This window comes from Pseudomonas fulva NBRC 16637 = DSM 17717 (genome assembly GCF_000730565.1).
Lineage (GTDB): Bacteria > Pseudomonadota > Gammaproteobacteria > Pseudomonadales > Pseudomonadaceae > Aquipseudomonas > Aquipseudomonas fulva.
Map to the genome: position 1 here is coordinate 77,831 of NZ_BBIQ01000009.1, position 20,947 is coordinate 98,777.

The following is a 20,947-nucleotide window of genomic DNA, read 5'->3' on the forward strand; positions in this document are numbered from 1 at the left end:
GCAAGGCGATGTCCGTGTGGGTTCAAGGGCCGCGTCAGTCGCAGGGCAAGCCCCGCACGCGCAAGTTATCGACCAGGCATTGGAGCAGGTGTTCCAGATGCGGCAGGTGCAGCCCATGTCGGCGGGCTGCCTGGCAAGCATAGCCAAGCAGGTACTGCACCTCGGTACGCCGGCCAGCCCGTACATCCTGGTACATCGAAGCGTAGTTGGTGGCAGTGGCCAGGAGGACCCGTTGCACGTCCTGTTCAAGGTCCTGAGCGGCCTGCGGCTGGCCGCACTGACGCAACAGACGCTCGAGCTCAACGCACAGTGCCTGCACCTGATCGAGATGGCCCAGCAGGCCCCCGTTGCGGCATTGGTGCAGCACGGTCAGCGGGTTGATCGCGCAGTTGATGGCCAGCTTGCGCCAGAGCCGGCTGAGGATATCGGGGCTCCATTGGGCAGGGATACCCGCTGCTTGCAAATCCTCGAGCCACGGCGGTGGAGCAGGATTGCCCGGGTCCCCCAGCCAGTTGTACCCCTGCCCGGCGAAGCGCACCTGCCAGTCACGTTCCCGGTAGGCGCCCTCGGTGCTGGAGACGAAGATGCAGCGGGCCTGCGGCACCTGCCTGGCCACCTCGTCCTGACTACCCAGGCCGTTTTGCAACAACAGCACCTCGGCGCCGGGCACAAGACGGCTGGCAACGCTGGCCACGGCCGGCGCCGCGTCATAGGCCTTGCAGGCCACCAGCAGGCGGTGGATCGGCCCATCACTCTGGGCTGTCTCGGCCGGTATGGCGTAGTGGGCGGTCAGGTCCTGTTCCAGCAAGCCAAGGCTGCCCACTTGCTGGTAAGCCTGCAAACGCGTGCTGTCACGCATGATCAGGCGCACGGCCTTGCCGGCCCGCGCGAGACGACAGGCCCATAGGCTGCCCAGGCTTCCTGCGCCGAGAATGTGCCAGGTGCTGCTCATATGCGTTTCGCAACCGTTATAATGAGCCCGCATTTTAACCGTCAAACCCAGCGCGCTCCATCTTCAGTCCGAGCGCGCTTTTATTTTGGGAGAGTAACCATGCCTTCGTTCGACGTGGTATCGGAACTGGACAAGCACGAAGTGCAGAACGCGGTCGACAATGCCATCAAGGAGCTTGACCGCCGCTACGACCTCAAGGGCAAGGGCAGCTTCGAGTTCAAGGATAAAGAGCAGACCGTCATGCTCACGGCCGAGGAAGAGATCCAGCTCGAGGCGATGATCGAAATCCTGCGCCTGGCCCTGGCCAAGCGCAAGATCGACGTCAAGTGCCTGGAAACCAAGGACCCCTATCCGTCCGGCAAGGAGAAAAAGCAGGAGGCCAAGTTCCGCGAGGGCATCGACAAGGACCTGGCCAAGAAGATCGTCGCCACCATCAAGGATGGCAAGCTCAAGGTCCAGGCCGCCATCCAGGGCGAGCAGGTACGGGTCACTGGCAAGAAGCGCGATGATCTGCAGGAAGCCATCGCCTTGCTGCGTACCAAGGAATTTGACATGCCGCTGCAGTTCAACAACTTCCGCGACTGATCCGGGCCGCCGGAACCCCCGTGCACTCACGGCTGTCCATGGGGGCCTGGCCGCTGAAATGCAGGCGGCCTGACGTATTGTGCAATCGCCGTTCGGCATCAGGAGATGAATATGGATTTGAGTGCTGAAGTCGATCAGCTGGTCCGCCAATCCGAAACCTGGATTCCCATGATCATGGCGTACGGCAGCCGCCTGCTGCTGGCGCTGGTGACCCTCGCCATCGGCTGGTGGGTGACCAACATCGTCAGCGACCGGCTGGCAAGGCTCGTGGGCCTGAAAGTCCACGACCCGGCGCTGCAGAGCTTCATCCGCACGCTGGCCAACATCGTGTTGAAGATCCTGCTGGCCATCAGCGTGGCCTCGATGATCGGTATCGAGACGACCTCCTTCGTGGCGGCCATCGGTGGTGCTACCCTGGCCATCGGCCTGGCGTTGCAAGGCAGCCTGGCGAACTTCGCAGGCGGCGTACTGATCCTGCTGTTCCGCCCGTTCCGCATCGGTGACTGGATCGAGGCGCAGGGCGTAAGCGGTACCGTGGACAGCATCCAGATTTTCCACACGGTGCTGCGTACCGGCGACAACAAGACCGTGATCCTGCCCAACGGCTCCCTGTCCAACGGGATCATCACCAACACCAACCGCCAACCCACCCGCAAGGTGGTGTTCGACGTGGGGGTGGACTACGAGGCTGACTTGCAGAAGGCGCGCAACGTCCTGCTGGAGCTGGCCCAGGACCCACGTGTGCTGGCCGACCCTGCCCCTGTGGCGGTGGTGTCTACCCTGGGTGACAGCTCGATCACCGTCTCGCTGCGTCTGTGGACCAAGACCTCGGACTACTGGGACGTGATCTTCATGCTCAACGAGCAGGCACGTGACCGCTTGAAGGCGGAAGGGATCGACATTCCGTTCCCGCAGCGGGTCATTCGCGTGGTGCAGGAAACGGCCGCGCAGTAAGGCCTCAGCACAGGCTGGCATCGATCGAGCCCGCCCTCCGGGTTCAGCAGCGTCCTTCACAGGGCCTGCTGGGCGCGCAGGGCGGGCTTCGTTGCTCAAGGGGATCTATTCGCGCGCTTACACTTGCTCACAGTCAGTCATCGGGATTTCTGGCATATAGCCTCGTCCCACCGTCATCTTCGTAAACCATCATGAAACCACTGCTGTACATCACCCCGCTGCGGGCCTTGTTGTTTGGCCTGACACTCGCGCTGTTCGAGCTGCTGACCTACCTGGCCAGCGACGCCGTCATGCCGGCGATGCCCGTTGTGGTGGGCGAGCTCAAGGCCGGCCCCGAATACATTCCCCATGCGCTCAATCTCTACCTGCTCGGGGGTGTCTTGCTGCAATGGCTGATCGGGCCGTTGGCCGATCGCTACGGCCGCCGACCGCTGCTGCTCACCGGTTGCGCATTCTTCGGCCTGGCGTGCCTGGGCACCTTCTGGGTCCATGACATTGGCCTGTTCAACCTGCTGCGTCTGCTGCAAGGCATCGGACTGGGTTTTGTGGTCACGGTCAGTTATCCCGCACTCAACGAGGCATTCAGCGAGGCGGATGCCGTGCGCATGATGGCCTTGCTGGCCAATATCGCCTTGCTGTCGCCACTGCTGGGGCCTTTGGTGGGGACGCTGATGCTGCAATGGCTGGACTGGCGCTGGTTGTTCGTGGCGTTTGCCATTGGCGCTGTGGTTGCCTGGTTGCTGCTGTATCGGTTGATGCCCGAAACCTTGGGTGTGGAGCGGCGCGACGGCTCGCGCCTGGCCTTCACCCCGATCCACCTGTTGCCGTTGCTGGCCGGGTACGGGCAGCTGCTGTCGAACCGGCGTTTCGTCGCCGGCAGCGCCGCCCTGGGCCTGGTTGGTCTGCCGTTGATCGGCTGGATTGGCCTGTCCCCGGTGCTGCTCATCCACGATGAAGGGCTAAGCACGCTCGCCTATGCCCTGTGGCAGTTGCCGGTGTTTGGTGGGCTGATTCTGGGCAACCTGATCATCAACCACATTGCCGACCGTCATCCGCTGCCGACGTTGGTGCGCGGTGCGCTGTGGCCTTATGTGGCAGGGCTCTGCCTGATGGTGGTGGCAACCTGGGTATGGCCGAGCGTTATCAGCCTGGTGGCAGGTCTGTCGCTCTACGCACTGGGCCTGGGTATCGCCAATGCCGTGCTCTATCGCATGACATTGTTCGCAAGCACTCAAAGCAAAGGCCTGGTCTCGGCCATGCTCGGCATGATCACCATCGCGCTGCTGGGATTAGGCGGGACCTTGCTGGCCATGATCGGTGCCGGGGCGAGCCTTTTGCACTTTGCCGTGGCGGCCAGTGTGGCAGGGGGGCTAGCCCTGTGGCCGCTGTGGTCGCTGTTGAGGGCGCGCAGTGCCCAAGCGGCTGTGATGCCTTAGGCGGTACACATGCCTTGCCCTTGCAAGGCAGGCGGTTCAGGGCTGCTCGGAGGCCGGGGCAGGTGGGCTGGCCGACTGGCCGGGCGTGCTGTCCTGGCGCCACTGCAAGGCGATCAGGATCAAGGTCGGCACGCCAAGCAGCGCGGTGATCAGGAAGAAATCGTGGTACCCGAACTTCTCCACCATGACGCCGGAATAGCCACCGATCAAGCGTGGCAGCAGCAACATGATCGAGCTCAGTAGCGCATACTGGGTGGCCGAGAACTTGAGGTTGGTCAGGCTCGACAAGTAGGCGACAAAGGCTGAAGTCGCCATGCCGGAGCTGAAGTTGTCCAGCGAAATGGTCACCACCAGCATTTCCAGATTCGGGCCCATGTCCGCCAGCATCAGGAACAGAATGTTGGTGCCGGCTGACGCCACGCCACCGATGAACAGAATGGGCATGATGCCGAAGCGCACGATGAGCAGGCCGCCCACGCCGGCGCCCACCAAGGTCATGATCAGGCCGAAAATCTTGCTGACACTGGCGATCTGGTCCTTGGTAAAGCCCATGTCGATGTAGAACACGTTGGCCATGACGCCCATTACCGTGTCGGACATGCGGTAGGTGGCGATCAGCCCGAGTAGCAGCAGGGCTTGCCAGCGGTAGCGCACGATGAAGTCATTGATGGGCGTGAGCACCGGCGCAAGGCCGCGGCGCCCAAGGCTCGACAGGCAAGCCCAGGACAGCAGCACGTACAGGATCAAGCGCAGGAAGGCGCGGTCCTCGAGCAGCAGGTCCAGGGGCGTGGCGTCGCCCGAGATCACGCTCGACCAGCCTGTATTGAACATCTGCGTGAAGCTGGCCGGCACCGACACCAGCAGGATGATGAGCACGAACACCGAGGCCAACTGGTGGGCCAACCCGTAGCGGGCTGCCGAAAGCTGGGTGCGCAGGGGCACGGGTGGCTCACGCATGACCAGGGTCGTGAAGAGGGCCGGAAGCATCATGACTGCGAACATCACATAGGTGCCGGCCCACGCCTTGTGCAGGTAGCTGAACCCGGTGGAGCCAAACCATTCGGCAAAGAACAGCGCGCCGGCGGTGGCGAGCAGGGCGGCGACGCGATAACCGGCCATGTAGCTGGCGGCCAGGGCCGCCTGGCGCTGGTCATCGGCGATCTCCAGGCGGTAGGCATCCACGGCGATATCCTGGGTGGCCGAGGCAAAGGCCACCAGGACGGCCAGGGCGATCAGCCACGAAAGGTGCTGTTGCGGGTCGCACAGGCTCATGCCGACCAGGCCCACCACGACCAGTGCCTGGGACAGCAGCAGCCAGGAACGGCGACGCCCCATGCCGCCCAGAAGCGGTAAACGCCATTGGTCCAGCAGCGGCGACCACACCCATTTGAAGGCATAGGCCAGGCCGATAAGGCTGGCATAGCCGATGGTTTCCCTGGCTACGCCGGCTTCGCGCAACCATACGGAGAGGGTCGAGAACACCAGCATGTAAGGCAGGCCGGCCGCGAAGCCGAGCAGCAAAAGCACCAGGGTTGACGGGCTGGCATAGGCAGCGAGCGCAGCGCGCCAGGTTTTACGGGGCATGGACCAACATCTACCTCAAGTTTCCAGGACAAAGCGCGCACTCTAACCGCTGTGCTCCATCGGGCGCCAGCCATGGCGCGTCATATCCACGCGATTGTTGGCCACGTGCACGCCTTCGGCACGCAAACGGGCCCGTTGCTCATCGCCCGATGGCGTACCTGAAGGCAGGCTCAGGCGACCGCCTGCGCCCAGCACCCGATGCCAAGGCAAACGCGTGCCCTCAGGCAACTGGGACAGCGTGCGGCCCACCCACCGGGCGGCCTTGCCAAGCCCGGCAAGCGCTGCCAGTTGGCCATAGCTCACCACGCGCCCGACAGGCACCTGGCCGAGCACTGAATACAATGCCGTCCGTCGGCCCTCTGCAGTTTCCAAGGTATGCTCCATCGCGTCGAACACCAGGCCCTCCCTGGGGTGTACATGAAACCTGACCAACGGCCGGCAAATGAGAGTGGAACTCATCGGCGCGTGGCAGGTCTTTGCTTGCTCTTGCCGGTTGCATCTGGATAATGCCCGGTTTTCTCGCCAAATCGAACCTGTAGCCCGCTTATGTCCTTCAAATTACTGCTCTCACTGCTCGCCGCCTCCTGCTGCGTCTCCTCGGCGTTCGCCGATACTGTCTGGATGAAAAATGGCGACCGCCTGAGCGGCAAGATCAAGGTCTTCGACGGCGGCAAGCTGCTGCTCGAAACGCCTTACGGCGGTTCGATCGCCTTGGACTGGAAACAGGTGAAGACCCTTGAAAGCGACCAGGAGCTGCTGGTCAAGCAGGATGCCTACTCCGGCGAGAAGGCCAAGTCGCTCCAGGCTGCCGAGGCAGGCAAAGTGACCCTGGCCAACGGCGAGGCACCCAAGACGGTGGACCTGGCGAGCATCGAGCAGATCATGAAGCCCAAGCCGGTGGTCGAGGACCTGGTCTGGAAAGGCAATGTCGATGTGGCGCTGGACTACAAGCGGGCCGAGAACGACACCGACGACTACGACGTCAGTTTCAAGACCACTGCACGCCATGGGCGCTGGCGTCATAACGCCGAAGGCGAGTACAACCGCGAGACCAAGGACGATGTCACCACCACCGACAACTGGAGCGCCGAGTATGCGCTGGACCGCTTCCTGACCGAGAAATGGTTCTGGCAGGGGCGTGCCGAGTACAAGCGTGACCGTATCGAAGACCTCGCCCGCCAGCGCACGGTGGGTACTGGCCCTGGCTACCAGTTCTGGGACGACGAGCTGGGTGCCTTCTCGCTGGGCTCGCTGATCAACCGTACCGACTTCGAGTACCAGGACGGTGACAAGGACAACTTCTATTCCGCCGCCGTGAAGTGGGACTACACCCGCTACCTGATCGGCAAGAAGGTGCAACTGTTCACTAACGGCGAGCTGGCAAAGCCCCTGGGCAATGTCGCCGACTATTCCCTGGACGCCGAAGTGGGCCTGCGCTACAAGGTCACCGACTGGGCGTCGCTGAACCTCAAGGCCGAGAAGGACATCATCAGTGGCACCCGCGAGAGCGACCTGGACAAGACCCGCTACACTGCAGGCTTTGGCGTTACCTGGTAAGCCGTCGGGGTTAAGCTGGGCGATTGGAGTCAGGCCTGCCCTTGTCGGTCTTGTGCCTGCCATCACCGCCTGCTGCCTGCAGGGTTTCATCGAGGGGTTTCGAAGTGAGTCAGAACGCCGTCCGTCCTGCCCGGGAATTGTTGCTCAAGGAATACCGGGGGGTCTTGTCGACCCATTCCAAGTCCATGCCTGGTTTCCCGTTCGGTTCGGTCGTGCCCTATTGCCTCGATGCAGAGGGCAGGCCGCTCATCCTGATCAGCCGTATCGCCCAGCACACGCATAACCTGCACAAGGACGCCAAGTGTTCGCTGCTGGTGGGCGAGCGTGAGGCGCAGGACGTGCAGGCGGTCGGGCGACTGACCGTCATGGCCGAGGCGAGCAAGCTGCAGGACCCGACCAGCATCGAGGCAGCGGCCCTGCGCTATTACCGCTACTTCCCGGACGCGGCCGACTACCACCAGGCTCACGACTTCGATTTCTGGGTGCTTGAGCCGGTACGGCATCGCTACATCGGTGGCTTCGGTGCCATCCACTGGCTCGACAAGGTGACCTTGGCCAATCCGTTCGCCGGCAAGGTCGAGAGCGGCATGATCGAGCACATGAACAGCGACCATGGCGTGGCCATCGCGCACTATGTGCAGCTTGCCCAGCTTCCCAGCCACATGCCTGCGCAGTTGGTCGGTATCGACAGCGAAGGGATGCACCTGCGCATCGGCCAGGCGATCCACTGGTTGGCATTTCCGACTCATTGCAATACGCCGACACAAGTGCGCGAAGCCTTGGTTTTTCTGGCCCGCGCCGACCGCTGGCCGGCTTCGAGCGAAATACCTGCTTGAAAAGCGGAGCACACGCATCCATTTGTAGGTCTTACTGCAAGGGTGTCTTGCGACGAGGAATGCTTTGATGCGTGTTTTTCTACTGCTGCTTCTGCTGTTTCCAGTGCTGGAGCTGTTCGTCTTCGTGAAAGTCAGCGGTGCCATCGGGTTCTTCCCCGCATTGCTGCTGATTATCGCCGGCTCCGCCCTCGGGGTCTTGGTCATGCGAGTCGCCGGGTTGGCCACGGCCCTGCGTGCGCGTGAAAGCCTGCAACGCGGTGAGCTGCCTGCCGAGGACATGTTCCATGGCATGATGCTGGCGGTCGGCGGCGCTCTGCTGATGATCCCCGGTTTCATCAGCGACGTGCTCGGCCTGCTGTGCCTGTTGCCCTTCACCCGCCGTCTGGCGGCTCGCAAGATGCGCGAGCGTGCCCAGGCCCAGGCGACCCGCCAGCGAGCGTTTCAGGATGACCCTTTGCAGGGCCAGCCCCCGCGTGACGGGGGCCATCGGCCCAATGTGATAGAAGGCGAGTACGAGCGCCGCGATCAGTGAGAACAGGGCCGCCAAGCGGCCCTTTTTCATGCCTGGGCAAAAAAAATTCCCTGCCAAGCCTTGTAATCGATTCGGACGGCCTCATGTAGTGGTCACCGCAAGGTTTCTGGTGGTGACACCAGACATGACTCAGGCCGTTTGCTCGTTGCGAGCGGCCTTCCGGCAACGCCGGACAGCATCAACCCGCCGGTGTCGACACCGGCCGATGAAAACCACAATTTGGGAGAGATCGACAATGAAGCTTCGTCCTCTGCATGACCGCGTCGTCATCCGTCGCAGCGAAGAAGAATCGAAAACCGCTGGCGGTATCGTCCTGCCAGGTTCGGCCGCTGAAAAACCAAACCGCGGCGAAGTCGTCGCCGTCGGCACTGGCCGCGTCCTGGACAACGGCGAAGTACGTGCACTGGCCGTGAAAGTGGGTGACAAAGTGGTTTTCGGCCCGTACTCGGGTAGCAACACCGTGAAAGTCGACGGCGAAGACCTGCTGGTCATGGCCGAAAACGAAATCCTGGCCGTTGTTGAAGGCTGATTTCCACCGACTTCCCGTTACTCCAAAGATTTATCAAGGATTAAACGATCATGGCTGCTAAAGACGTAAAATTCGGCGATTCCGCTCGCAAGAAAATGCTGGTTGGTGTCAACGTTCTGGCTGACGCGGTAAAAGCGACCCTGGGCCCGAAAGGCCGTAACGTGGTACTGGCCAAGAGCTTCGGCGCGCCGACCATCACCAAGGACGGCGTTTCCGTCGCCAAGGAAATCGAGCTCAAGGACGCCTTCGAGAACATGGGCGCCCAGCTGGTCAAGGAAGTCGCTTCCAAGGCCAACGATGCAGCCGGTGACGGCACCACCACCGCGACCGTGCTGGCTCAGTCGATCGTCAACGAAGGCCTGAAGGCCGTCGCTGCCGGCATGAACCCGATGGACCTCAAGCGCGGCATCGACAAGGCGACCTCCGCCATCGTTGCCGAGCTGAAGAACCTGTCCAAGCCATGCGCCGATTCCAAGGCCATTGCCCAGGTCGGTACCATTTCTGCCAACTCCGACAGCTCCATCGGTGAAATCATCGCCGAAGCCATGGAGAAGGTCGGCAAGGAAGGCGTCATCACCGTCGAGGAAGGTTCGGGCCTGGAAAACGAGCTGTCGGTCGTCGAAGGCATGCAGTTCGACCGCGGCTACCTGTCCCCGTACTTCGTCAACAAGCCAGACACCATGGTTGCCGAGCTGGACAGCCCGCTGCTGCTGCTGGTCGACAAGAAGATCTCCAACATCCGTGAGCTGCTGCCAGTACTGGAAGCCGTTGCCAAGGCCGGCCGCCCGCTGCTGATCGTTGCTGAAGACGTCGAAGGCGAAGCCCTGGCTACCCTGGTCGTCAACAACATGCGCGGCATCGTCAAGGTTGCAGCAGTCAAGGCACCAGGCTTCGGCGACCGTCGCAAGGCCATGCTGCAGGACATCGCCGTCCTGACTGGCGGCCAGGTCATCTCCGAAGAAATCGGCCTGTCCCTGGAAACCGCTACCCTGGAACACCTGGGCAACGCCAAGCGCGTTACCCTGTCCAAGGAAAACACCATCATCATCGACGGCGCTGGCGCTGAAGACGATATCCAGGGTCGCGTCAAGCAGATCCGTGCTCAGATCGAAGAAACCTCTTCGGACTACGACCGTGAGAAGCTGCAAGAGCGTCTGGCCAAGCTGGCCGGCGGTGTTGCCGTCATCAAGGTCGGTGCTGGCACCGAAGTCGAAATGAAAGAGAAGAAAGCCCGCGTCGAAGACGCACTGCACGCTACCCGTGCAGCGGTCGAGGAAGGCGTGGTGCCTGGCGGTGGTGTTGCCCTGGTGCGCGCCCTGTCTGCAATCGTTGACCTCAAAGGTGACAACGAAGACCAGAACGTCGGTATCTCGCTGCTGCGCCGTGCGGTCGAATCCCCGCTGCGTCAGATCACTGCCAACGCCGGCGACGAGCCAAGCGTTGTGGCCGACAAGGTCAAGCAGGGTTCGGGCAACTACGGCTACAACGCTGCGACCGGCGAGTACGGCGACATGATCGAAATGGGTATCCTGGACCCAGCCAAGGTTACCCGTTCGGCACTGCAAGCTGCTGCTTCGATCGGCGGTCTGATGATCACCACCGAAGCCATGGTTGCTGACCTGCCGGAAGACAAGCCAGCAGGCGGCGGCATGCCTGACATGGGCGGCATGGGTGGCATGGGCGGCATGATGTAAGCCAGCCTTACCCTCGCTATACCCCTAAGCCCCGGCTCGCAAGAGCCGGGGCTTTTTCGTTCAGGGCTCGGCACTCGACCGGGGGGCACTGACTCAGGCAGGGTTGGGCTCGGCGGCTGGCCTGTCTGCTGCCCGTCTGCGGTACAGCACCAGGTAGTAGGCACCCAGGCCGATCAGCCAGCAGAACACGGCCGTCCACACGTTGTGGGACAAAAAGTGCGCCCCTTGCATCATCCTGCCCACCGACAGGACCGTACCGGCGATCAGGGCGGCCGCAAATGCCACGCGCGCGAGGCGCGGTTTACGATCACGCAACGCGAAAAACAGCGCGAACAGGCAGAACCCTGTGGTCGCGTGACCGCCCGGCCAGCACAGGCCCGGCTTGTCGGTGGCAGGCCTTGGCTCGAGCAGCTTGCTGTAGGTTTCCGAGCCGCCGAACTGCGTGAGGCTCCAAGGGCACTGCACCTGCGTCAGTTTCTTAAGCGGTGTGACGAAGGCGGTGGACACCCCCAGTGCGAGCACCAGGCAGCCCAGTTCGCGGCGCCAGCTGTACAAACCCTTGACCAAAAAACTTGCCGCGAACACAGCCAGTGCCAGTACGCCCAACACGATTACGCCCTGCTTGACCCGGTCATGCAGGATGTTCTCCAGCAGGTAGCTGTGGCGACCGATGAACTGCCCGGTGGCGGTATCGAAGAACAGGTTGGCTATGTCCATGTCCACCGACGTCCATTCGAGCGCCACCAGCCCAAGCATGATGGCCATTGGAATACCTAGGTACAGCCACAGGTTCAAGGGGCGAGGGCAATTTGATTGCTGCATGGCGGCTCCAGGGCGCGAGAAGGTCGCGCATTGTCAGGCCGCTTCTATGCTGTGTCCGTGAAGGTTCGGTGAAAAAAACGTCAAGCCGCCTGAATTCATCCAAAGGCTGGCACCCCGCAGGCTTAGGCCTTAAGCTGCGCCTGCCGCGCATCACCGCGAGCAGCGTCGCACAGGAGAAATTCATGCGCATCCTCTTGGTTGAAGACAACCGCGATATTCTGGCCAACCTTGCCGATTACCTCGGCATGAAGGGCTATACCGTCGACTGTGCCCAGGATGGGTTGTCGGGCCTGCACCTGGCAGCGACCGAGCACTATGACCTGATCGTGCTCGACATCATGTTGCCGGGCATCGATGGCTATACGCTGTGCAAGCGCCTGCGCGAAGACGCACGCCGCGACACGCCGGTGATCATGCTCACCGCCCGCGATCAGCTGGACGATCGGCTGCAAGGCTTCCGTTCCGGCGCCGATGACTACCTGCTCAAGCCCTTCGCCCTGTCCGAGCTGTCTGCGCGTATCGAAGCCGTGCTGCGCAGGGCGCAGGGTGGTGGACGTCGCACGCTGCAGGTTGCAGACCTGAGCTACGACCTCGACACACTCGAGGTCAGCCGGCAAGGCCGCCTGCTCAAGCTCAACCCGGTCGGCCTGAAACTGCTGGCGGTGCTCATGCAGAAGAGCCCGCACGTGTTGCGGCGCGAAGTGCTCGAAGAAGCCCTGTGGGGCGATGACTGCCCCGACAGCGACAGCCTGCGCAGCCATGTACACCAGTTGCGCCAGGTGATCGACAAACCCTTTGAAAAACCCCTGCTGCATACCGTCCATGGCGTCGGCTATCGCCTCGCCGAGGGCCGCGATGGAGTTTAAACAGAGCCTTGCCCAGCGCATCATCATTGCCTTTGCGTTGATGAGCGCGCTGGTGGCGGGGGCTTTCGCCGTGGGTATCGTTTCTACCGTGCACCTGGTGGAAGAACGCCTGATTTCGTCGGTGCTCGGCGGTGACTTGCAGCGTCTGTTGCGCATGGACAGCGTCAGCGACTGGAGTCACCGTCCGCGACCGGACCAACTGTTCTACTTCAGTGGCGGGCGGGACGATTTCGAGTTGCCAAAGGACCTGCGCCATCTGGACCGGGGTTTCCACGAGGTCTTTCGCGATCAGCTTTCGTATCACGCCATGGTGGAGATCGTGGACGGTCGTCGCTACGTGCTGTTGCAGGATCAAAGCGACTTCGAGGAGCGAGAACGGCTGCTGTTCGCGGTGGTGGTCGTAGGGTTCGTATTGAGCCTGGTGCTCGCCGTGATTCTGGGCTGGTTGGTGGCGCGTCGGGTGATGGCGCCGGTCATCCGCCTGGCGCGCCAAGTGCGCCATCGCGATCAGCTGTTGGGGTTGGCGCCACCATTGGCGCCTGATTACGCCGCCGACGAGGTCGGGCAGTTGGCAGTGGCCTTCGACGACACCCTGGGCCGTCTGCGCGATGCCTTGACGCGCGAGCGCCTGTTCACAAGCGACGTCAGCCACGAGTTGCGTACGCCGCTGATGGTGCTGGCCACCTCGTGCGAGCTGCTCATGGAAAACCCGGCACTGGACGCGCGCTCGCGCAGTCAGGTCGAACGGGTAGCCCGCGCCACCGAGGAAATGCGCGAGCTGGTAAAAACCTTCCTCATGCTGGCCCGGGCTCAAAGAGACGAAGGCGCTGTGGCTTCGCGGGCAACCCTGCGCGAGGTGGGGGACGAATTGATCGGGGTATGGCGCGACACCATCGAACAAAAGGGGCTGACGCTGCATTACGAAGGCCGTGGTAACGCAGGTCCGGTCTTGTACAACGCCACCTTCCTGCAATCGGTCATGGGCAACTTGCTGCGTAATGCTGCCCATTACACCGACAGCGGTTACATTCGTCTGACCCTGCAAGCCACGCATTTCACCGTGGAAGACAGCGGGGTAGGCATCCCGGAGGAGCAGCGCGAAGCCATGTTCAAGCCCTTCGTGCGGGGGGATGAGCGCCGAGGTGAAGGGCTTGGTCTGGGCTTGTCGTTGGTCCAGCGCATTTGCGATGACCAGGGCTGGCAGGTCACCCTGACCTCGACCCACCCCCATGGCTGCCGTTTCCAAGTGGACCTCAGCAGCACCGTAGCCAAGGGCGAGCTGAACACACTTTCGTAATAGCCTGTAAGAAATATCCTATTGAAGAACGCTTTTTTCACAAGGCCATAACCTGATTCCAACGCTTGGCTGCTTAGTCTGGCCGCCATTGGAATCAGGAGATGCCCGATGCGTAGCCCCATCAACCTCGAGTTTTCCCGTAAATACGACAAGGCCCATGCCCAACAGTATTTTTTGAAGCACCAGGCTGGCCTGGCCAGGCGTCTTTCCCATAAGCGCGATGAACAGTTGGCTCGACGGGCCCTGATGCTGGCGGGCGAGCCGGGCCTAGTCCTGGACCTGCCCTGCGGGGCGGGTCGCTTCTGGCCACTGCTGGCGGAAAAAGCCAACCGCGTGATCATCGGAGCAGACAATTCAGCCGACATGATCGAGACGGCATGCGCGGCCCAACCATCGGAAATCGTGGCCCGGGTACGACCTTTGCAGACCTCGGCCTTTGCCATCGAATTGCCGGACAACGCGGTGGACAGCATCTTTTGCATGCGTCTGTTTCACCATATTGGCGAAGCGGCGCACAGAAAAGCGATTCTCAATGAGTTTCATCGGGTTAGCCGAGACAGCGTGATTGTGTCGTTGTGGGTGGATGGCAATTTCAAAGCCTGGCGGCGCAGGAAGCTCGAGCGGCGTCGCGGCGCCGAGCACGGGCCGGAAAGTTACCAGAACCGTTTTGTGTTACCCACCGAAACGGTTGAGGCGGAATTCGCTGCCGCGGGTTTCAGAATCCAGGAGCGTCTCGACTTCCTGCCGTTTTATGCCATGTGGCGTGTGTATGTATTGCGCAAGGGTTGAGGCGCATTGACGGCTCTCGAGGGCAGCGCCCTTTGCGTGATCACCCATGTGACAGGTGCCGCCATTCGTCGTTCAAGCGTGCAAAGGGGCGTAGGTTGCACTACGTTGATGAGGTAGCGTTTGGCAGCGCTGTCAAAGGGTTAGGGCAATGAAACTAGAAATAGCTCGAACTTTGTTCCTGGTTGGGGGCCTGGCGCTCACTACCGTTGCGGTGGCAGCGTGGGAACAACCAAAAACAGTGGTGTTCAGCCAATCGGAGCTGGCTGAACAATGTGCACTGCCGCGCGAGGTAAAGCCGCAGCAGCAGGCCAAGGTGCAGCCTGATCATGACCTGCTGCTGTTCCTGTTCGGCATGCGCCAGGGCCTGCGGCCGTTCGGCTAAGCCGCAGGGCATGGCCTGACGCACATTTCAGATTAGGTGCAGGTGATTGTCCCAGAAGCCTGAAGGCAGGTTCAGGGGCTGGCCGACGAGCTGGTGCTTGCGGCAATCATAGAACCGGCAACGGCCTTGGCCAGATGTCACGACGAACCCGTCCTTCACCGCACCAACCCCGGCACAGTCGGGCATGGGCGCATCCAGACGAACGGCGCCGCTGTCCAGGTCCCAGACGAACAGGCGGTTAGCCCGTGGTGCTGTCAAGGCCACCAGACGCAGTTCGTCGTGAATGGCCACGCTGGCGGTGTACTGGGCCATGGCCTGTAGCTGGTGTTGCGCAACGGGGAAAGCCTGGAAAGGCTGGCCCGGCCGTTTGATCGCCAGTAGCTCGGCAGTATCCGAGGCATCCCCCATGAACTGCTGGCACGCGGCAATGGTGCCGTCGCGTGCTACCGCCAGGTGACGAACACTGTTCATCTGCTGGGCCAGGGTTTCCTTGCTCAACAAGGTGCCGTCGCGCTGCATCAGCACCAGGCTCGGCTCCATGGCATCAAGGTTCATTTCCACCCGGCTTTCGGCTTCGGTACGGATGCCACCGTTGGCGACTACCAGCGTTTCGCCGTCCGGCAGCCAGGCGACTTCGTGCGGGCCAATGCCGTGGGTGCTGAGCTCGCCTGTGCGCACCAGGCGCTCGTCGTCGAAACGATAGACCCCCAGCACGCCACGGCCAGGGTCACGGGTATCGTTTTCGGTGGTGTATAGCCACTGTCCGTCCTTGTGGAGCACGGCATGACCATAGAAATGCCGGTCGGGCGGCGATACCACCGTCTGCAGCAGCTTCCCGTCGCGCAGATCGACCAGGTAGCTTTCGGTCCCTGGGCGGCGAGCCACGAACAGGGCGACGGGCCGGTCGGGGTGATCGATGATGGCATGGCAACGCTGGGCGACCTGGGTGCTGAACACCTGGGTGCCGTCCAGGCGATAGCCCACGGCGTAGTGCTTGCCGTCGGCGTCGTCGCGTGCCGAGAGCAGCAAGGGCTCGCTACCTTTGTTGCGCAGAAGCGTCCAGCCGCCCAAGGTAAGGGCACTGAGCACAACGCTACCGAGTTTCAGGGCCTGGCGTCGCAGCATGATCAGTCACCGTCGTTGGCGTTGAAACCCAACTGAATGTTAAGTGCCTTGGCCAACTCACCTTCATGCAGGCGGTGTACCACGTTGAGGCTGTCGTAGATCTGGTTGAGGGTCTGCTGGCCTGCATCGTCGGCCAGCAGCTCGCCCAGGGTTTTCTGATTGTCGGCCAGCAACTTCAACGATGTGGCGTAGGCATCGTCTATCTTTTGCGCAAGCGCCTTCTGATCGCTAGGCAGCAGCCCGCGCAGCCCTTGATTGTCCACACCCACCCAGACCGCCTGGGCCGCCTTGAGGCTGGCCTGGAGGCTGTTCATGGAGTTGTGGCTACGCCAGGCTTCAGCCTGCAGCGGCTGTGGGATGCCTTTGCTTTGCCGCCCCATGGGCGCACCCAGCTTTTTCTTCAGCGAGTCCAAAGCGGTCACCTGTGCGCGCAGCAGGTCGGCGATGGCCTCGTGCGAATCGGCGTAGCGCTGGTTGGGGAACTTGGTCATCTGCGAGAGCATGCCATCAGTGCTGTTCCAGCCCTTGAGAATTTCCTCGGCCAGCCCCTTCTGGTGCTCGGCGATGGCCACCAGCATCGGGCAGTATCGCGCCTTCTGCTCGGCCGTGGCGATGTCCGGCTTGCTGTCGAACAGGATGTACTCATAGGCCGACAAGCCGCGGACGACAACGCTGGCCTTGGCCAGGGAGGCCGCATCGACAGGCTTGTCCGCATTGACCAATTGCTCGACCTGACGGCCGACCAGGTTCTTCTTGTCAGGCCAGAACTGTACCTGCCACGCACGGTTGCCTTCGGCCAGTGGACCCACCAGCAAGGGTTGCAGTTCGGCCCAGGCCTTTTGCGCATTGAGGAAATCGGCGCGCGCCTTTTCCAGGGTCTCCTTGCCTTCACAGAAAGCCAGGGCGCTGGCGGCCAGCATGCGGTCGGCTTCGACCCAGCGGCTGTAGGTGGGCAGGATCACCTGCTTGGCGATGGCCGCGGAGGTGACGGCCTGCGGATCCTGCGGCGAGCAGGCGCCAAGGGCCAGGGCAGCGAGGCTGGTAAACAACAGTTTGGGTCGGAACATGGCCGGCTCCTGTGCATGTTTAAAGTGAGTTCAGAAAAGCCAGCAGCGCAGCGCGCTGCTCGGCATCGAATGTAAGGACGAAATCGCGTGCTGCCTGGGCTTCGCCGCCGTGCCACAGCACCGCTTCGAGCAAGTTGCGCGCGCGTCCGTCATGCAGAAATTGCGAGTGACCGCTGACCGTTTCGCTCAGGCCGATTCCCCAGAGCGGGGCCGTGCGCCAGTCCTGGCCGTTGGCGGCAAATTCGGTTCGTTCATCGGCAAGGCCGGGCCCCATGTCATGCAGCAGCAGATCGGTATAGGGCCGGATGGTCTGACCGGCGAGCTCCGGCTCGGCGGCATCGCTGGCGGTGGTGAACTGAGGAATGTGACAACTCTGGCACCCGGCCTCGTGGAACAGGTTCTTGCCTGCAAGCACCTGGGGGTCAGACACATCCCGCCGGGCCGGTACTGCAAGGTTGCGTGTATAGAAGGTGACCAGGCGCAGGATGTTGTCACTGACTTCCTTTTCGCCTGCCACGCCGTCGCCATTGGGCGCTGCGCGGCATTCGACCTGCGCCTGGGTGCAGTCGTCGTTGGGCTGCAATGTCGTCGTCAGGCCCATGTCGCCGGCGAACGCATGCGCGTTCTGCTGGTTCACGTTGGGCTGGCCCGCTTTCCACCCAAAGCGGCCAACAACTGAACGTCCCTGAGCGTCGTCCCATACGCGGTTGGCGCGCCCACGAATCCCGTCGCGATTGCGGTCGTCCGGGTCTTCGTTGGCCAGCAGGTCGGCCTCGGGGATCGCCTCGAGCAGGCCCAGGCCGATCATCGGTGGCGCCACGCGTGCCGAAAAGCGCGTGTCCGGGTGCATCGCCCCATAGCCCAGCTGAGTGATCTGCAACGCAGGCATGCGCAGCTCGACCTGATAGCCATCCTTGAACGAGACCGTCTGCGGGGTGTAGGTCATGCGCACCTTGCCTTCAGGCACTACGCCAGGAATGGCCATGTCCTGAAGCTGGGTGCCGTACACAGGTTCCGGTACCACCCCGAGCCGTTCGATGACCTTGGCCAGGTAGGGCTGGTCAGGTATCGACAGGCGCACGAGCATGCCAACTGCATTGCTGGCATCTGTTGCGGGGGGGTGGCCACGCCCGTCGCGCACATGGCAGTTCTGGCAGGCGTTGGTATTGAACAAGGGGCCCAGGCCGTCGCGCGCCGTTGTGGTAGAGGGGGCGATGACCCACGGGTTGCGAAAGAAACTGTTGCCCACGGCAAAGTCCAGGCGCCGCTCAGGGGAGAGATTGGCAGCGGGCTGCGAATACGCATTGCGGTCACTGCGCAACACGGTCGTCTTGCCACCTGACAGCGCTTCGCCCGGCTCGGCCTGGGTGAAACGCGGAGCGTCATCACAGGCAGCGAGGGCAAAGACCAGCAGCAGAGGGGCAAGTCGGGACAGCGGCAGGGACATGCAGAATCCTGGGCCTGAACGTAAAAACCGGCGTGCAAGCTTATCAGGCCCAGGATCATTGAATAAGAGCAATTTGCGTTTGCTGGATGAAATCGTCTTGGCAGGTGCTTATGCCATGAAGAGTTTGAACTGGCGATTGACCAGGCTGACGATGAGGTTCTTGCTACCGCCTTCATGATTATCGCCCGGGACCTCCATCACTTCTTCGCTGGTGTATTCCATGGACGAGGCGGTCAGGTATTTCACTACATCCTTGTGGGCGGGCTGCCAGTAATCCTGAAAAACCCAGATGTTGGTCTCTGCACCTGGCCCCAGAATCAAGCGCAGCGCCTTGTAGTTCTCTTTGGATTTACCGATCCAAGGTACCGCGAGCGAGCCGTTCCAGGCGTGCTGGGCGCCAATTGCCAGGCTTTGGCTACGGCTCTCTCCGTCAACCAAAGTCAGGGTATAAGGCGTGTTGTTGGCAATGGAACGCAGGTAGGTGACGCTGGCCATGGTGTATCTCCTTTATGGATGAGTACTCGGACGTGGCAAGGGGGCGCTCGGGGCGCGGTATACGTAGGCCGCGAGCAAGGTGATTTCATTGAAGGGCGGTTCGAGGGTGGCTGGATCGAAGCGACCCAAGGGTTGCAGGCCATACTCGTGAGCCACGGCTTCGAACAGTCGTCGGTCGCTTTCGTTGGGGTCGTACAGGTAGACCTTGCCTGACCCTGCCAATACACGGCACATTTCCTCGGCCACCGTGTGGGTGATCGGCGCGCCCATGAGGGTGACATGCGGGACGGAGTGATCGTCGATCGGGAACTTGGGCGCGTCGTACTCATACACCAGGATCAAGTTGGGAATCGGCCCGCCAGCAAATGGGCCGTTGGAGATGCGCTGCCCTGCTTTGTTGAGGTTATAGGCGTTGTGAAATCCTGTGATCAGGTTCGCGCCTTCAGCGCGCTGCACGATCCGGCCCTCTCCCCAGACATCGAGAATCTGCAGCATTGGCTGCCTCCCTGTTGGCGATTGAATGATGCGTACAGGGTGGTCGATCATCGGCCTGCCAGGCAGCGGGAAGCGCTGCCGCAGACATGAAAACGCCCGGCTCTAGGCCGGGCGTCGGGTGTTGCACAAGGGTGGGATCAGAACTCGTGGTCGGCTGTGTCAGGGTTCAGGTTGTCGATACCCAGTTTGCCGGCTGCCTGTTCGATGGCACCGGTCTGCTTGACCAGGGCTGCAATCGCATCACGCACGATCTGATTGCCGGCGGTGTTGTCGGCAGCGATCAGTTGGTCGTAGTGCTCGCCTTTGAGGGCGTGATCGACGATCACCTGGATCTTCGCTTCGGTGGCTTCCAGGTCTGCGCGCAAGGTCGCATCGGCGGCAGGGTCGGCCTTGGCCACCAGTGACGACAGGCTAGGCCCGGTCAGCTTGGTGCCATCGGGGCGGGTGTACTCGCCCAGATAGACGTTGCGAATGCCCTTGGCATCGTAGAAATGCGAGTAGTGAGTGTTGTCGCTGAAGCAGTCGTGTTCGTCCTCGGGCGAGTTCGCCTCCAGGGACACCTTCATGCGCTCACCGGCCAGCTCACCGAGCGACAGGCTGCCCATGCCGAACAGCATCTTGCGCAAGCCGTCGGTGGCAGGCTCGGCTTCGAGCTTGGCGCGATAGTTGTCGGTCACGTTCGGCGCCCAGTTGGCAACCATCTCGTCGAGATCGGCGACCAGCAGGTCGGTGACGGCCTTGAGGTAGGCACGGCGGCGGTCGTTGTGACCACCCGTGGCACCCTGGCCTTCGAGGTAGTCCGACGCCGGACGGTTACCCGCACCTGGGCCGGTACCGTTCAGGTCCTGGCCCCATAGCAGGAATTCGATGGCGTGGTAGCCGGTGGCGACGTTGGCTTCGGAGCCGCCCAACTCGTTGAGGCTGGCCAGCTTCTCCGGGGTGATGTCCTTGACGTCGATCTTCTCTTCGCCCACCTGGATCTCGGTGTTGGCGATGATATTGGCACTGGCTGCCGGGTTGCCCAGGGCGTGCTCATAGCTGGTGTCGACGTAGTCGATCAGGCCTTCGTCCAGGGGCCAGGCGTTCACCTGGCCTTCCCAGTCGTCGATGATGGTGTTGCCGAAGCGGAACACTTCGCTTTGCAGGTATGGCACGCGCGCAGCGACCCAGGCGTCCCTGGCGGCCTTGAGCGTCTGATCGTTGGGCGTGGCGAGGAATGCGTCCACGGCGCTCTGCAGGGTTTTGGCGGTGCTCAGCGAGTCGCTGTACACGGCATGGACCATCTCGGCGTAGTGCTTGACCACGGCCTTGGCAGCGGCTTCGTCGACAGCCCCCGGCGTTGCTGCAGGGGTGCTGGCGGCAGCGGGCGCCTGGGCTTGCGGCGCGGCGGTCTTGTCGTCCTTGCCTTCACCGCAACCGGCGAGAGCGATGGCAATGGCCAGCAGACTGGCAGAGGCCAGGGGCGTTCGAATCATTGTTGGTTTCCTGCGTCGTGTGGTTGGA

General features: G+C 62.1%; 22 protein-coding genes. 12 read left to right on the plus strand and 10 right to left on the minus strand.

Annotated features, from left to right (window positions below):
• Positions 1 to 34: 34 nt before the first annotated feature.
• Positions 35 to 952 carry a putative 2-dehydropantoate 2-reductase gene (locus PFU01S_RS11115; RefSeq protein ID WP_027914489.1) on the minus strand — a complete coding sequence of 306 codons (918 nt, stop codon included), beginning with the start codon at positions 950 to 952 and terminating at the stop codon, positions 35 to 37.
• A 99-nt stretch (positions 953 to 1,051) separates the two neighbouring features.
• Between PFU01S_RS11115 and PFU01S_RS11120 the strand changes: the two genes are divergently transcribed.
• From PFU01S_RS11120 to PFU01S_RS11130, 3 genes are all read left to right on the plus strand, one after another.
• On the plus strand, positions 1,052 to 1,537 hold the full coding sequence (locus PFU01S_RS11120; protein WP_027914490.1) for a YajQ family cyclic di-GMP-binding protein: 486 nt from the start codon (positions 1,052 to 1,054) through the stop codon (positions 1,535 to 1,537).
• 111 nt (positions 1,538 to 1,648) lie between these two features.
• On the plus strand, positions 1,649 to 2,491 hold the full coding sequence (locus PFU01S_RS11125; protein ID WP_027914491.1) for a mechanosensitive ion channel family protein: 843 nt from the start codon (positions 1,649 to 1,651) through the stop codon (positions 2,489 to 2,491).
• 191 nt (positions 2,492 to 2,682) lie between these two features.
• On the plus strand, positions 2,683 to 3,927 hold the full coding sequence (locus tag PFU01S_RS11130) for an MFS transporter (protein ID WP_028687207.1): 1,245 nt from the start codon (positions 2,683 to 2,685) through the stop codon (positions 3,925 to 3,927).
• Positions 3,928 to 3,963: 36 nt separating this feature from the next.
• Here the strand turns inward: PFU01S_RS11130 and PFU01S_RS11135 are convergent, their stop codons facing one another.
• Positions 3,964 to 5,511, minus strand: a complete 1,548-nt coding sequence (locus tag PFU01S_RS11135) for an AmpG family muropeptide MFS transporter (RefSeq protein WP_027914493.1) — start codon at positions 5,509 to 5,511, stop codon at positions 3,964 to 3,966.
• A gap of 42 nt (positions 5,512 to 5,553) precedes the next feature.
• Complete coding sequence (locus PFU01S_RS11140) at positions 5,554 to 5,895, minus strand: MGMT family protein (protein ID WP_033695031.1); 342 nt, start codon at positions 5,893 to 5,895, stop codon at positions 5,554 to 5,556.
• A 162-nt stretch (positions 5,896 to 6,057) separates the two neighbouring features.
• Here PFU01S_RS11140 and PFU01S_RS11145 point away from each other — a divergent pair, with 162 nt between their 5' ends.
• The 5 genes from PFU01S_RS11145 (at position 6,058) to groL (ending at position 10,659) form a co-directional block, all read left to right on the plus strand.
• Positions 6,058 to 7,068, plus strand: a complete 1,011-nt coding sequence (locus PFU01S_RS11145) for a DUF481 domain-containing protein (protein WP_027914495.1) — start codon at positions 6,058 to 6,060, stop codon at positions 7,066 to 7,068.
• 104 nt (positions 7,069 to 7,172) lie between these two features.
• Positions 7,173 to 7,904 (plus strand): HugZ family pyridoxamine 5'-phosphate oxidase, encoded by a 732-nt coding sequence (locus tag PFU01S_RS11150; protein WP_028687208.1) that lies wholly within the window; start codon positions 7,173 to 7,175, stop codon positions 7,902 to 7,904.
• Between the two features lie 67 nt (positions 7,905 to 7,971).
• A complete protein-coding gene (locus PFU01S_RS11155) occupies positions 7,972 to 8,436 on the plus strand; it encodes an FxsA family protein (RefSeq protein WP_028687209.1) in 465 nt (154 codons plus the stop codon).
• Between the two features lie 235 nt (positions 8,437 to 8,671).
• Positions 8,672 to 8,965: a co-chaperone GroES gene (locus tag PFU01S_RS11160; protein ID WP_003251905.1), complete on the plus strand. Its 294-nt coding sequence runs from the start codon at positions 8,672 to 8,674 to the stop codon at positions 8,963 to 8,965.
• A gap of 50 nt (positions 8,966 to 9,015) precedes the next feature.
• Positions 9,016 to 10,659 carry a chaperonin GroEL gene (gene groL / locus PFU01S_RS11165; protein WP_027914498.1) on the plus strand — a complete coding sequence of 548 codons (1,644 nt, stop codon included), beginning with the start codon at positions 9,016 to 9,018 and terminating at the stop codon, positions 10,657 to 10,659.
• A gap of 93 nt (positions 10,660 to 10,752) precedes the next feature.
• Here groL and PFU01S_RS11170 read toward each other — a convergent pair whose 3' ends face one another.
• A complete protein-coding gene (locus PFU01S_RS11170) occupies positions 10,753 to 11,481 on the minus strand; it encodes a phosphatase PAP2 family protein (protein ID WP_027914499.1) in 729 nt (242 codons plus the stop codon).
• A gap of 182 nt (positions 11,482 to 11,663) precedes the next feature.
• Between PFU01S_RS11170 and colR the strand changes: the two genes are divergently transcribed.
• The 4 genes from colR to PFU01S_RS11190 all read left to right on the plus strand — a co-directional run bounded on the left by colR (position 11,664) and on the right by PFU01S_RS11190 (position 14,815).
• Entirely contained in the window at positions 11,664 to 12,347 is a 684-nt protein-coding gene (gene colR / locus PFU01S_RS11175) for a two-component system response regulator ColR (protein ID WP_023534349.1), read from the plus strand.
• Positions 12,337 to 13,644, plus strand: coding sequence for a sensor histidine kinase (locus PFU01S_RS11180; RefSeq protein WP_027914500.1), 1,308 nt, complete (start codon positions 12,337 to 12,339; stop codon positions 13,642 to 13,644). Before colR ends, PFU01S_RS11180 begins: the two co-directional genes overlap by 11 nt.
• A 108-nt stretch (positions 13,645 to 13,752) precedes the next feature.
• Positions 13,753 to 14,433 carry a class I SAM-dependent methyltransferase gene (locus PFU01S_RS11185; RefSeq protein WP_028687210.1) on the plus strand — a complete coding sequence of 227 codons (681 nt, stop codon included), beginning with the start codon at positions 13,753 to 13,755 and terminating at the stop codon, positions 14,431 to 14,433.
• A gap of 148 nt (positions 14,434 to 14,581) precedes the next feature.
• Positions 14,582 to 14,815, plus strand: coding sequence for a hypothetical protein (locus PFU01S_RS11190; RefSeq protein ID WP_023534390.1), 234 nt, complete (start codon positions 14,582 to 14,584; stop codon positions 14,813 to 14,815).
• Between the two features lie 27 nt (positions 14,816 to 14,842).
• Here the strand turns inward: PFU01S_RS11190 and PFU01S_RS11195 are convergent, their stop codons facing one another.
• The 6 genes from PFU01S_RS11195 to PFU01S_RS11220 form a co-directional block, all read right to left on the minus strand.
• Positions 14,843 to 15,940, minus strand: a complete 1,098-nt coding sequence (locus tag PFU01S_RS11195) for a DUF1513 domain-containing protein (RefSeq protein ID WP_027914502.1) — start codon at positions 15,938 to 15,940, stop codon at positions 14,843 to 14,845.
• Between the two features lie 2 nt (positions 15,941 to 15,942).
• On the minus strand, positions 15,943 to 17,007 hold the full coding sequence (locus tag PFU01S_RS11200) for an imelysin family protein (protein ID WP_027914503.1): 1,065 nt from the start codon (positions 17,005 to 17,007) through the stop codon (positions 15,943 to 15,945).
• Between the two features lie 19 nt (positions 17,008 to 17,026).
• A complete protein-coding gene (locus PFU01S_RS11205; protein WP_027914504.1) occupies positions 17,027 to 18,454 on the minus strand; it encodes a di-heme oxidoreductase family protein in 1,428 nt (475 codons plus the stop codon).
• 108 nt (positions 18,455 to 18,562) lie between these two features.
• Entirely contained in the window at positions 18,563 to 18,949 is a 387-nt protein-coding gene (locus tag PFU01S_RS11210; protein WP_027914505.1) for a hypothetical protein, read from the minus strand.
• A 12-nt stretch (positions 18,950 to 18,961) separates the two neighbouring features.
• Entirely contained in the window at positions 18,962 to 19,444 is a 483-nt protein-coding gene (locus PFU01S_RS11215) for a hypothetical protein (protein ID WP_027914506.1), read from the minus strand.
• A 137-nt stretch (positions 19,445 to 19,581) separates the two neighbouring features.
• On the minus strand, positions 19,582 to 20,919 hold the full coding sequence (locus tag PFU01S_RS11220; protein WP_027914507.1) for an imelysin family protein: 1,338 nt from the start codon (positions 20,917 to 20,919) through the stop codon (positions 19,582 to 19,584).
• Between the last annotated feature and the right edge of the window lie 28 nt (positions 20,920 to 20,947).